The organism is Peribacillus frigoritolerans, from assembly GCF_004358755.1.
GTDB lineage: Bacteria > Bacillota > Bacilli > Bacillales > Bacillaceae > Bacillus_P.
This window is the reverse complement of record NZ_SMZY01000004.1, coordinates 290,743-304,479: the sequence shown is the minus strand read 5'-3', so window position 1 is coordinate 304,479 and position 13,737 is coordinate 290,743. Positions and strand designations below refer to the sequence as shown.

Here is a 13,737-nt window from a genome sequence, read left to right as displayed (position 1 = left end):
GCCGAATCTAATTCAGCCCTTTCCTAATTTAAGGTGGGATCTTGCATGAGTCAAACACGTTTATTTCCTTATATGTTTATCGCCCCTGCAGTTATACTCTTTATCATTTTTACAGTATATCCGATCTTTTCATCTCTTTTGTTAAGCTTTCAAACCTTTGAGGCAGGGGAATATACCTTTACCGGATTCGATAATTACGTCACGTTATTCAAGGATGAAATTTTCCATAAAGCCCTTATGAATACATTTATCATCTTTATCGTTCAGGTTCCGATCATGCTGATTCTGGCGCTTGTGCTTTCAAGTGTGCTGAACAGCGGACTTCTGAGATTAAAAGGATTTTTCAGAGTATCGTTTTTCCTTCCAGCCGTAACATCACTTGTGGCATATTCCATCCTTTTCTCAATTATGCTTCAGGAGGAAGGAATCATTAATACGGTGATTGGATTTTTAGGTATGGAAGCGATCCCATGGCTGTCAGACAGCTTTTGGGCAAAAGCATCCATCATTCTTGCGATGACATGGAGATGGACGGGATACAACATGGTTATCTTCCTTGCAGCTCTGCAAAACATTCCAAACGATATGTATGAGGCTGCTTCTTTAGACGGTGCAGGAAAGATCAGACAGTTTTTCTACATTACCATTCCGCAGCTGAAGCCGGTCATTTTGTTCGCAGGAACATTATCGACAATCGGAACGCTGCAGCTATTCGATGAGCCATTCAACTTAACAAAAGGCGGACCGGCGGATTCAACGATGACACTGGGCTTATACATCTATCAAAACGGATTCGAATTCTTCCAGTTCGGCTACGCATCAGCCATTGCATACATCGTGGTTGTGTTAGTAGGCATCCTAACGTTCATTCAATTTAAAGTGGCAGGTGATAGATAATGAATGCAGAAACGAGCAATACCATCCAGACGAATTTCCTAACCGAAACAAAGAAGAAGCGCAGCAAAAAATTGCCGCAGAAGCTAGGCATGTACAGTTTATTAATGCTTTTCCTGATTATCTCGATTTTCCCATTTTACTGGATGTTTATCGGTGCAACAAATGATTCAGGAAAGATGTTTACGAATCCGCCGACACTGACGCCTGGCGATCAGCTGATGACGAATTTCCAAAACCTGAATGCATCCATTAATATTCCGCAGGTTATGTTCAACTCTCTGTTTGTATCACTTTTATATGTAGTCGCAGCGCTCGCCGTATGTTCGCTTGCAGCATATGCTCTTGCAAAATTTGAATTCAAAGGCAGAAACTTTATCTTTACTGCGTTTTTACTGTCAATGATGATTCCGTATCAAGCAACATTGATTCCGCTGTTCCGCATGATGTCTGAGCTGAATTTGCTGAATACGTACTTTGCGGTCATTGCACCGCAGCTTTGCTATCCATTCGCGATTTTCTTATTAAGACAGAACTTCCTTGCATTCCCGACAGAGCTGATTGAAGCAGCGAGATTAGACGGAGCAGGGGAACTGAAAATCTTCTTTAAAGTTGTTGCACCATCTATGCGTCCGGCGCTTGCGGCAGCATCGATCTTCTTGTTCATGACACAGTGGAACAGCTTCATGTGGCCGCTTGTTGTGTTAAATGATGCAAGCATGTACACATTCCCGGTAGCACTTTCAAGCTTAATGGGTCTTTCATACATTGATTACGGTCAAGTCATGATGGGTGTTTCGATCGCTACGATTCCAATCATTATCTTCTTCTTAGTATTGCAAAAGCAATTTATCTCAGGCATGCTCGGCAGTGCTGTGAAATAGGGGGAAATTAGATGCTGACAACAAAGGGGAACCAGTTTTATTTAAATGATGAGCCGTTTCAGATTTTATCCGGCAGCATCCATTACTTCCGGGTCGTTCCGGAGTACTGGGAGGACCGGCTGCTCAAATTGAAGCAGCTCGGCATGAATACGGTTGAAACCTATATACCTTGGAATGTCCATGAGCCTAAAAAGGGCGAGTTTTACTTTGAAGGATTAGCAGACCTTGAACGCTTTATAAAAAAAGCAGAAGAACTGAACCTGTACGTCATCCTCAGACCGGCTCCCTATATCTGTGCAGAGTGGGAGTTCGGCGGATTTCCAGGGTGGCTGCTGAAGGAGCATGGCATGGCGCTCCGCAGCTCAGATCCTGTCTTTTTTGAGCATCTGCGCTCCTATTTTAACGTCCTGATGCCGAAAATCGTACCGCATCTAACGTCAAACGGCGGTCCGGTTATCGCCGTTCAGGTAGAGAATGAATATGGCGCTTACGGCAACGACCTTGAGTATTTGAATGCTTCAGCAGAGCTTTTTAAAGAGGCTGGAATTGATGTTCTATTATTCACCTCAGACGGACCAGAGTTCATCCAGCACGGCTCCATGCAGGACGCTGTGACAACCTTGAACTTCGGCTCCCGCTCTGAGGAAGCCTTTGCCGCGCTCGAAACGTTTCGAGCGAATTCTCCGAAAATGTGCGCCGAATTCTGGATCGGCTGGTTCGATCATTGGGGCGGCAAGCATCATACGCGAGAGGCTGCTGCTGTAGCGGCAGAATACGAAAAAATGGTGTCACAGGGTGCTTCCGTTAACTTCTATATGTTCCACGGCGGAACGAACTTCGGGTACATGAACGGGGCAAATCATTATGAATTCTACACTCCGACCATTACAAGCTATGATTACGACGCACTTTTGACAGAATGGGGAGACCCGACGGAAAAATACCGTGCTGTGAAGCAGGTGCTGTCTAAATACACGGTTGTTCCCAATGAAAACCCGGTTCCGTCTGAAAAGAAACACTATGGAACCGTTCAGCTTACACAGCAAATGAGTGTGTTCGATTTTCTGAAGCAAAAAGCACCGGAAACGCTTATTGCTCCAAAATCAATGGAGGAACTGAATCAGAACTACGGCTATATCCTTTACAAAACAACGATCACAAAGCAAGGCGAGCTTGAAGTGGATATCACGCCAATCCGTGACAGAGCGTTTATTTATATTAACGGAAAGCTCGAGCGCACCGTGTACCGCAATGATGCAGAAAAAACGATTAAGCTGCCCTTCAGCGAGAAGGAAAACATCCTTGAAATCTTTGTTGAAAACATGGGACGCGTCAATTACGGCAAGCATTTAAAGGATAAAAAGGGCATCATCGATAACCTCTGGATCGGCAATCAGTACTGGTTCCATTGGGACGTCTATTCGCTTAATCCTGACGAGGAAGCCATTTCATTCATTGAAGGAAAAGATGAACGCTTTCCGCGTTTTTACAAAGGTGAACTTTCAATTGAAGAAGCTGCGGATACCTTTATTGATTTAGAAGGCTGGACGAAAGGAAATGTGTGGGTGAACGGCTTTAACCTTGGCCGCTACTGGGTCACAGAAGGACCTCAAAAAAGCCTGTACGTGCCGGGTCCTATTTTGAAAAAAGGAACAAATGAGATTTTACTTATCGAGCTAGAAGGAACAAATGCACATTCCATCACTCTTACGAATGAATCAAATCTTGGCTAAAGGAGCACGCTGCGATGCCTATATTCATAAATGAAGAACGCAACCAATTCCACCTTACAAACAAAACGGTCAGCTATATCTTTCATGTCATGAAAAACGGTGAGCTTGGCCAGCTGTACTACGGAAAAAAATTGAACCATCAGCCTGACTTCTCTCATTTTGCCGCTTATCATATTCCGACTGCGGCAAGCTGTCATCCTGAAAAGAATGATCCTGCCTTTTCCCTTGAGACAGTGTGTCAGGAATACCCGCTGTATGGAACGAGCGATTTCAGAGAGCCGGCGATTTCCCTGCGGCATCCAAATGGAAGCTCTGTCAGCAAGTTTGAGTATTCATCCTATGAAGTGATTGATGGAAAAGAGCGCATCCCCGGCATGCCGGCTACGTTTGCCAATGCAGGCGAAGCGCGCACGCTCATCATTACCTTACTTGATAAAGTGAGAGATTTGAAACTTAAACTCTCCTATACAATCTTTGAAAACAGCTCTTCGATCACACGACATGCAAGCCTTGAAAACGAGGGAGAGCAGCCGGTCGATATCGAAAGAATGATGAGCTTGTCACTCGATCTTGCCGATCATGATTTTACAATGGTCCATCTTGCCGGAACATGGTCAAGAGAGAGACATGTGAAAGAACGAAAGCTGCAGACCGGCATTCAATCGATTTCAAGCATTCGCGGAGCAAGCTCGCATCACCATAACCCGTTTATGGCGCTGAAACGTCCGCATACAACTGAAACAAGCGGGGAGGCCTACAGCTTTCACTTCGTATACAGCGGCAATTTTTTAGCGCAGGCTGAGGTCGATCATTATGATACAGCGCGTATTCAAATGGGCATTCATCCGTTCCAGTTTAACTGGCGCCTGAACCCGGGCGAATCGTTCCATACGCCAGAGGCTGTCATGACGTACTCAAGTCAAGGGCTGAACGGTCTTACTCAGTCCACTCACAACCTCTTCAGAGAGCATCTCATTGCACCTGTCTGGCAAAAAAGAGAGCGTCCTGTTCTGATCAACAACTGGGAAGCCACTTACTTTGACTTTAATGCAGACAAAATCGTCGCAATTGCCAAGCAGGCCAAGGAACTCGGCGTTGAATTATTCGTCTTGGATGATGGCTGGTTTGGCAAGCGGAACGATGATACGACATCACTCGGTGACTGGTTTGTGGACAAAAACAAATTACCGGACGGAATTGACGCTTTGTCACAGTCGGTCCGAAACGAAGGGCTTAAGTTCGGTCTATGGTTTGAGCCTGAAATGATTTCAGAGGAAAGCGATTTATTTTCAAAGCATCCGGAATGGGTCATTCATGATCCCGAGCGGCAGGTTTCATACGGGCGCAATCAGTGGGTGCTCGACTGCACAAGAGAAGAAGTGGTGGATTATCTCTTTGAGAGAATCTCCTCCATTATCCAATCAGCAAAGCTCAGCTATATCAAATGGGATATGAACCGCAACATCACGGAAGCGTATTCTGCAGCACTCGGACAGGATCGCCAGGGAGAATTTTTCCACCGATACATTCTTGGGGTTTACGACCTGTATGAAAGACTGACTTCGAAATACCCTGATGTGCTGTTTGAATCTTGTGCAGGAGGCGGCGGACGCTTTGATGCAGGAATGCTTTATTATGCTCCCCAGGCCTGGGCAAGCGATGATACGGATGCGGTGGAGCGGTTGAAAATTCAATACGGATCTTCCTTTATCTATCCGATCTACAGCATCGGCTCGCACGTTTCCGATATTCCAAATCATCAGACGCTGCGCAGAACATCCTTAAAGGCGCGCGGTGATGCCGCATACTTCGGAACGTTCGGCTATGAGCTGGATCCGAACAAAATGACCGATGAAGAAAAAGCAGAAGTAAAAGTTCAGATTGAAACATATAAATTACACCGCACATTAATCAGAAACGGCGATTTTCACCGATTGATCAGCCCGTTTGAATCGAATCAAACAGCGTGGATGGTCGTCTCAAAGGATCAGACAGAAGCATTCATCGGCTGGTATCAAGTACTGGCCGCTCCAAATCCGAAGAAAATCCAGACATTGAAGCTTGAGGGCCTTGATGCAAACAGCACATACCGTGTGAACGGGTCAGATCAGGCGTATGGCGGAGATGAATTGATGCAAAGAGGACTGCCGCTTCCGGTTGAGTACAACGGTGTGAACAAGAACCATGCAGAGCGCGGCGGAGATTTTCAATCAAGCGTATTCCACTTAACGAAAAATGGGGGATGAGACATGTATTTAGGCGTTGATTACTATCCAGAGCATTGGGATCCATCCCTGTTCGGCGAAGATATTGAAAAAATGAAGGAAATGGTCGTCAACATGGTGCGCATCGGCGAATTTGCCTGGCACTTAATGGAGCCTTCTGAAGGTCAGTATGACTTCTCTTTTTTTGACGCAGTCATAAACCGGTTTAAGCAAGAAGGCATCGCGGTCATGTTTGGAACACCGACCGCAACGTTCCCGGCCTGGCTCGTAAAAAAACATCCGGATATTCTGCTGGAAGACGAAAATGGCCATCCGAAATCGTTCGGCGGCAGAAGACAGTACTGCTATAACTCTAAAAACTATCAAACGTATTCTTTAGCGATAGTCGAAAAGCTGGTTACTCACTATCAAAACGAGAGTGGCATCGTGTCCTGGCAGATTGATAACGAACTCGGCCATGAAGGCAGCGATATGTGCTACTGCGGTCAGTGCAGAGATGCTTTTCACACATTCCTTGCAAAAAAATATGACTCGGTTGATGAACTGAACAAGTGCTGGGGAACGATTTTCTGGGGACAGACGTATAACGCGTTTGAGGAAATTCCGGTTCCAAAGCCGACGATCACGGTTCATAATCCGGCGATGATGCTCGACTGGGCCAGATTCAGAAGCGAGTCTCTAAGCGAGTTCGCAAAGATGCATCTGAATCTAGTGAAAAAGGTAAAAGGAGCTCATCAAGAGGTTACAACCAATCTCCCGGGCGGCTTCTTCGGAAAATGGTTCGACCACAACGAGTTTTCAAGAGACTTAGATTTTGTGTCTTATGACAATTACCCGGTTTGGGGCGGGCTGACAGAACCTGTCACACCAGCCTTCTTATCATTCACGCTCGGATTTGTCCGCGGCATCAAACGCGAGAACTTCTGGATTGTCGAACAGCTGATGGGAGCACAGGGTCATGACATTATCGGGTATCTTCCAAGACCAGGCCAGGCGCAATTATGGTCGTACCACGCATTTGCACACGGATGCAGCAACATGCTTTACTTCCGCTTCAGAGGCATGAACAGAGGGGCAGAGCAATATTGCCTTGGCATTATCGATGCCGACAATACCCGTTCACGAAAATTTTACGAAGTTCAGGAAGTATTTAAAGAAATCCGCAAGCATGAAGACGTGTTCGAGGCACCAATCCAATCAGATGTAGCCGTGCTTTATGACTTTGATAACATCTGGTCGATGCGCATTCAGCAGCAGAGCTCACAGCTGGAGTTTACAAACGAATTAATGCGCCTGTACCAGCCGTTCCATGATGTGAATGTATCCGTGGACGTTCTCAAATACGATCATGATTTCTCAGATTATAAAGTCGTGCTTGTACCAGTTCTTACACTCGTAGACGAAGAACTTGCTGCAAGATTAAAAGCCTTCACAGAAAGCGGCGGCACTGTGATCTTCTCATTCCGTGCCGGCATGAAAAACAAAGACAACAACATTCCATTCGGCGACAAATCGCCTTATCAATTAAAAGAACTGCTTGGCATTGAAATCGATGAAGCGGAATCGCTTCATGCGGGACAGCACGTTTCCATCCTTTCTAAAGACGGCAAGAAAGAGGCACAGGGACAGGTTTGGAGAGATCTTATCCGGACAACGTCTGCAGATGCTCTTTATTCCTACAGCGACCGTTTTTATAAAAACTATGCGGCCTTAACAGTCAATGAGTATGGAAACGGAAAAGCGTATTACGTTGGAACAGGTGCTGAATCAGGCGTCCTTTCTGAGTTAGCTTTAACTGTCTTAAACGAATCAGGCATTTCATACATCGAGAGCGAGCCCGGTGTTGAAGCAGTGGTTCGCGGCGGTCATGTGATTGTCATGAACCACAACCACGAGGAAGCAGCTTTTGAAGGAGAAGTACTGCAGCCGTTTGAAACGAAAATCATGGACCGAGGGGGACACTCATCATGAATGCGGGGGAATTAGAAGGCTTATTCAGGGAGAAGTTCGGCAGCGGGGACTATCGAAGTTTCTTTGCACCGGGACGCATTAACCTGATTGGGGAACACACAGATTACAACGGAGGGCACGTCTTTCCCTGTGCGATTACGTACGGAACCTACGCGCTTGCGTCAAAGCGTTCAGACCGGATACTGCGCATGTACTCAGTAAATTTTCCTGATAAGGGAATAGTTGAGTGCTCGCTTGATGACTTGAGCTATCAGAAAGAACATGATTGGGCGAACTACCCTAAAGGGATGATTGCAGCGATAAAGCAGCGCGGTTTACTCATTGAAGAGGGACTTGATCTCTTAATCTATGGAAACATTCCAAACGGCGCAGGCTTATCATCGTCCGCCTCCATTGAAATGGTTACAGGCGTTATGCTTGATTCTCTCTTTAATCTGAAAATAGACCAGATTGAGCTCGTCAAGCTCGGTCAGGTCGTTGAAAATCAATACATCGGCGTCAACAGCGGGATCATGGATCAATTTGCCATCGGCATGGGGAAAAAAGCGTGCGGCATGCTGCTGGATTGCAATACGCTTCAATACCGCTATGCTCCGATTCAGTTAGAGCATCACGTTATCGTGATCATGAACACAAACAAACGCAGAGAGCTTGCCGCTTCAAAATACAACGAACGCCGCCAGGAATGTGAAGATGCTTTGAAAATCCTGCAGGAAAAGGTACCCGTGCAGTCGTTGGGTGAACTCTCGATGGAAACATTCAATCAGTACGCAGATTCCATTGCAGATGAAACCGTGAGAAAGCGCGCGCGTCACGCTGTCAGTGAAAACGAACGGACCATTTACGCACTTGAAGCTCTTGAAAAGAACGACCTCTATACATTTGGCGAATTGATGAATGATTCCCACCGCTCTTTGAGGGACGATTATGAAGTAACAGGTACAGAGCTCGATGCACTTGTTGAGGCTGCTTGGATGCAGAACGGCGTCATCGGTGCCCGCATGACAGGCGCAGGTTTTGGCGGATGTGCGATTGCGATTGTTGAGCGCGAAAGTGTCGGCGATTTCCTTGATGAAGTCGGCCAATCTTACCTAAAGGCAGTCGGCTATGAGGCATCCTTCTACATTGCAGATATCGGGGACGGCGCATGCGAAATTGAATTGGGGGTTCATATATGAGCGTTTTAGTTCTTGGAGGAGCCGGCTACATCGGCTCCCATGCAGTCTATCAATTAGCAGATCAGGGAGTGGACGTTGTCGTGGTCGATAACCTCCAGACCGGCCACAAAGAAGCAATCCATCCGAAAGCTGGTTTTTACGAGGGCGACCTGAGAGATCAGGCATTTTTAAACAGCGTGTTTGAAAAAGAAGACATCACCCAGGTGCTCCACTTTGCAGCCAATTCGTTAGTAGGAGAATCTGTCCTGCAGCCGCTCAAGTATTTTCACAACAATGTCTACGGACTGCAAGTCCTGCTTGAAGTCATGCAGAAGCACGATGTGAAAGAAATCGTCTTTTCATCAACCGCAGCTGTATACGGCGAACCGAAGTATATTCCGATTACAGAAAAGGAACGTACAAACCCGACAAATCCTTATGGCGAATCCAAACTGATGATGGAAAAAATGATGCGCTGGTGCGAGGAAGCATACGGCATCCGTTATGTATCCCTGCGCTATTTCAATGTTGCGGGAGCAAGAGCCACAGCTGAAATCGGCGAGGATCATACACCTGAAACACACTTGGTTCCGATTATTCTGCAGGTCGCATTAGGACAAAGAGAGTACATCTCTGTATTCGGAGATGACTATGCAACGTCTGATGGCACATGCATCCGTGATTACGTCCACGTGGAAGATTTGATCGACGCCCATCTGCTTGCTCTGAACTATTTAAGCAGACAAGGCGAAAGCATCATTTTGAACCTCGGCAGCAGCCAGGGCTTCTCGGTTAATGAAATGATTAAGGAAGCAAGAGAAGTAACAGGCCATCCGATTCCTGCAAAGGCAGCACCTAGACGTCCAGGCGATCCGAGCACACTTGTCGCTTCATCCGAAAAAGCAAGAGCGATTCTCGGCTGGGAGCCATCCCGCACGAATATCAAAACGATCCTGCAGGACGCATGGAACTGGCACCAAACAAAACCTAACGGATATGGAGAGGATTCCAGATGAACAATTCTTCATTCGTCAATCAATTAGTTGAGCAAGCCATCCAGAAAAAATTCATCACAGACAGAGACCGGATGTATGCCCGAAACCAGATTCTCGGTCTGCTTGGGATTGATGCCTATGAAGAATGCGAACTGCCGGAAACGCTGCTTCCCATACCCGACCTGCTTGAAATCATTGTCCTGAAGGCAGCAGAACGGGGCATCATTGAAGGAACCTTTGATGAAAAAGAAAAGCTGTCTGCCAATCTGATGAATGTATTTCTTGATAAGCCGTCTGCGATTCAGCAAACGTTTGAAGAGTATTACAGCCTGTCACCTGAAATCGCGACAGATTATTTTTACAAACTGAGCCAAAACAGCAATTACATCCAGACAAAACGAATCGCGAAAAACATCCATTATAAAACGCCGACTGAATACGGAGAGATTGATATTACAATCAACCTTTCAAAACCTGAAAAAGATCCGCGGGATATCGCAAGGGAACGGGCAGTCAAATCAGCAAGCAAGTATCCGAAGTGCCTGCTTTGCGCTGAAAACGAAGGCTATACAGGCCGCATCGGACACCCTGCACGATCTAATCACCGTGTGATCGAGCTGAACCTTGAGAATGAGCAGTGGTATTTTCAATACTCTCCGTACATTTATTACAATGAACATTCCATCGTGTTATCCGGCGAGCACAGAGACATGAAAATCAATGGAGATGCTTTCCGTAGATTGCTTGCTTTCGTTGAGCAGTTTCCGCACTATTTTATCGGCTCAAATGCGGACCTTCCGATTGTGGGCGGATCGATCCTCTCTCATGATCACTATCAGGCGGGCAAGTATACGTTTGCGATGGCGGAAGCTCCTGATGAAGAAACATTCGAGATTGCAAGCTTTCCTGAGGTAGCCTTCTCAAAGGTGAAATGGCCAATGTCGGTTCTGAGACTGCGATCATCAGATAAAGCGGCGCTCGTTTCTGCAGCAGAGCACGTACTGAATACATGGAAATCCTATTCCAATGAACAAGCAGAAATTATTGCTTTTACAGGAGGCGAATCCCATCAAACGGTGACGCCGATTGCGAGAATGAGAGACGGCCGCTTTGAGCTGGACCTCGTCCTTCGCAATAACCGAACGAGCGAAGAGCATCCGATGGGGATTTTCCATCCGCATGCTGATCTGCACCATATTAAAAAAGAAAACATCGGACTGATTGAAGTCATGGGCTTGGCGGTTCTTCCAGAGCGTCTGAAACATGAGCTTCAGCAAATAGAAGCGTTCCTCGTTGGAGAAGAGGCTGAAGTCCCGGAGCACCATGAGGCATGGGTTCAGCACTTGCTTTCAAACTATCAATCGTTTGAAAAAACAACAGCTGATGGGATCCTGAAAAAAGAAGTAGGATTAAAATTCAGCAGAGTATTAGAGGATGCGGGAGTTTTTAAAAGAACAAATGAAGGGAATAATCATTTTAGTCATTTTATCCAGAGTTTAAAAAGAGAGAGGAACGATAAAAATGAAAATCCTTCACGAAACAATACTCACGCACCCACAGCAAAACATTGAGAAATATACGCTTGAAAACGGCCAGGGCTTTTCGGTCAGCTTCTTAAACCTTGGCGGAACGATCACGTCGATCATGGCACCAGATAAAAACGGAAATTTTGAGAATGTTGTTTTAGCTTATGACCATGCTGAGCAGTATATCGAAAATCCATATTATTTAGGAGCACTCATCGGCCGCGTCGCAGGACGGGTGCCAAATGCAGAGCTTGGTCCTTACAGACTTGAAGCAAACGAAGGCGAGCATCATTTGCACGGAGGCCCGCATGGCTTTCATCAGGTTTTCTGGAACGTAAAAACCGTGGAGCATGAGGATGCAGCAGAAGTCATCCTCACCCATTTCAGCAGGGACGGTGAAGGCGGCTATCCGGGGAATCTGGAAGTGCAGGTCACATACCGTCTTGACTGCGACAACACATTCACCATTGATTACGAAGCGCGCTCGGACAAAGATACATGGCTCAACCTGACAAACCACGCATATTTTAATTTATCAGCAGACAGCGGAAGGGATGTGCTGAATCACTCTCTTACAATGAAAAGTGATGCCATCGCAGAATTCGATGACGATTCGATTCCGACAGGCAAATGGATTCGTGCAAAAGAAACCCCGTTTGACCTGAAAACTGGTAAACTATTAAGAGAAGCAGCAGAGTCTGACCACGAGCAGATTATCAAGGTCGGAAACGGATTTGACCACCTTTTTCTATTTGAACAAAGTGAGCTCAACCAAGTGTCAGTAGAGGAGCAGGAAAGCGGCCGGAAGATGGTTGTGCAGACAACAGATCCCGCAGCTGTCATTTACATGGCGAACAAAATGGACACAGATCATCCATTAAAACCGGGTCAGGCAACTGGGCCATATGCGGCAATCTGCATTGAAACACAGCGCATTCCTGAATCGCTGCTGATTCCAGGACTGCCGACACATAAGCTTGCGGCACATGAAGCATATCGTTCTCGGACATCATTTACATTTGGACTAATATAATTTTCTTATCTATAACAAAGGGGTTACGGTATATGGCGGCTACGATAAAAGATATAGCTGAAAAAGCGGGTGTATCCATTGCGACGGTTTCGAGGGTCCTGAACTTTGACGAAACGCTATCCGTTGGAGACGAAACGAAAAAGCGAATTTTCGAAGTGGCCGAGGAGCTGTCTTATCAAAAACGCAAAACAAAGAAAAGCCTCGTTCCGAAGATCGCCATCGTGCACTGGTACACAGAGCAGGAGGAGCTGAACGATCTTTACTACATGTCGATCAGACTCGGCATCGAGGAGCGGGCGAAGAGCCACAACCTTCAGCTTGCCACCTATTTCTACGACGATTTTGACGCGATCAACCAGGATCAGCTTCAGGGCATCGTCGCAGTAGGGAAATTCAGCAAGCAGCAGGCAGAGGAATTCAAAAAAGCCGCGCGAAACGTTGTCTTCGTCGACTCAAGTCCGGATCCGGAAAAATACGATTCCGTTATTGTCGACTTCGAACGGGCAACAGAGCGCGTTCTCGACCATTTCATCGCAAAAGGACACACGCAAATCGGCTACATCGGCGGACGCGAAACCTACCGCGAGCACAGCACAACACTTGACGACCAGCGCGAGCAGACATTCATCAAGTACTTGTCTGGAAGAGGAATGCTGCGCGAGGACGCCATGTTCATCGGCTCCTTCACAGTAAAAGACGGCCACCGCATGATGTCCCAAGCTATTGCAGAGCTCGGTGACTCCCTGCCAAGCGCCTTCTTTGCAGGCAATGATTCCATCGCCATCGGCAGCCTCCAGGCCCTGCACGAGCACGGCATCCGCGTCCCGGAGCAGGTCAGCATCATCGGGGTAAATGACATCAGCGTCTCAAAATATATTTTCCCGGCACTCAGCACGGTGAAAGTGTACACAGAAGTCATGGGTGAGACTGCCGTTGATCTTCTGGTCGAGCGGATCACAGAGCGGAAAATTGCGAAGCAGGTAATGATTGCAACGAAGCTGAAACTGCGCCAAAGCAGTAAATAAGCGACTTAATTAAACGTTTGTTTAAACAAAAAACACCGCATGGATGCTGGTGTTTTTTGTTTTTTAGGAGGCAGTTGGAAAAAAGAAAGTTTTTATGGGGGTTTGGAAAGTAAATGGGGGAATGCGGAAAGTATTTAGAGCGGATCCGCTAGTATTTTCGGTAAGCTGGCAAGTAAGTGGTGGGTTGCAACGATTGGCATTTTTCCAGCAAAAGATTAATAGACCCTTTTTCTAGAAAAACCGACACACCATATTCTCCATCCATGATATAAAGAAACTAACCAATCAAAAAAG

The 13,737-nt window shown here is 46.5% G+C and carries 10 protein-coding genes; all 10 read left to right on the top strand.

The window, feature by feature from the left end; genetic code table 11:
- Positions 1-45 precede the first annotated feature (45 nt).
- The 10 genes from E2R53_RS19150 (at position 46) to E2R53_RS19105 (ending at position 13,443) form a co-directional block, all read left to right on the top strand.
- On the top strand, positions 46-897 hold the full coding sequence (locus E2R53_RS19150; protein ID WP_133313351.1) for a carbohydrate ABC transporter permease: 852 nt from the start codon (positions 46-48) through the stop codon (positions 895-897).
- Between the two features lie 89 nt (positions 898-986).
- Positions 987-1,778 (top strand): carbohydrate ABC transporter permease, encoded by a 792-nt coding sequence (locus tag E2R53_RS19145; protein WP_223443076.1) that lies wholly within the window; start codon positions 987-989, stop codon positions 1,776-1,778.
- A gap of 11 nt (positions 1,779-1,789) precedes the next feature.
- Positions 1,790-3,511, top strand: coding sequence for a glycoside hydrolase family 35 protein (locus E2R53_RS19140; RefSeq protein WP_165971042.1), 1,722 nt, complete (start codon positions 1,790-1,792; stop codon positions 3,509-3,511).
- A 14-nt stretch (positions 3,512-3,525) separates the two neighbouring features.
- Positions 3,526-5,757: an alpha-galactosidase gene (locus tag E2R53_RS19135; RefSeq protein ID WP_133313349.1), complete on the top strand. Its 2,232-nt coding sequence runs from the start codon at positions 3,526-3,528 to the stop codon at positions 5,755-5,757.
- A gap of 3 nt (positions 5,758-5,760) precedes the next feature.
- Entirely contained in the window at positions 5,761-7,707 is a 1,947-nt protein-coding gene (locus tag E2R53_RS19130; RefSeq protein WP_133313348.1) for a beta-galactosidase, read from the top strand.
- Positions 7,704-8,885, top strand: coding sequence for a galactokinase (locus tag E2R53_RS19125; protein ID WP_133313347.1), 1,182 nt, complete (start codon positions 7,704-7,706; stop codon positions 8,883-8,885). Before E2R53_RS19130 ends, E2R53_RS19125 begins: the two co-directional genes overlap by 4 nt.
- Entirely contained in the window at positions 8,882-9,880 is a 999-nt protein-coding gene (gene galE, locus E2R53_RS19120) for a UDP-glucose 4-epimerase GalE (RefSeq protein WP_133313346.1), read from the top strand. The genes E2R53_RS19125 and galE overlap by 4 nt, the downstream gene beginning before the upstream one ends.
- Complete coding sequence (gene galT / locus E2R53_RS19115) at positions 9,877-11,430, top strand: UDP-glucose--hexose-1-phosphate uridylyltransferase (protein ID WP_133313345.1); 1,554 nt, start codon at positions 9,877-9,879, stop codon at positions 11,428-11,430. Before galE ends, galT begins: the two co-directional genes overlap by 4 nt.
- Positions 11,381-12,418 carry an aldose epimerase family protein gene (locus E2R53_RS19110; protein ID WP_133313344.1) on the top strand — a complete coding sequence of 346 codons (1,038 nt, stop codon included), beginning with the start codon at positions 11,381-11,383 and terminating at the stop codon, positions 12,416-12,418. Before galT ends, E2R53_RS19110 begins: the two co-directional genes overlap by 50 nt.
- 32 nt (positions 12,419-12,450) lie before the next feature.
- Positions 12,451-13,443: a LacI family DNA-binding transcriptional regulator gene (locus tag E2R53_RS19105; protein WP_133313343.1), complete on the top strand. Its 993-nt coding sequence runs from the start codon at positions 12,451-12,453 to the stop codon at positions 13,441-13,443.
- The last annotated feature ends 294 nt before the right edge of the window (positions 13,444-13,737 follow it).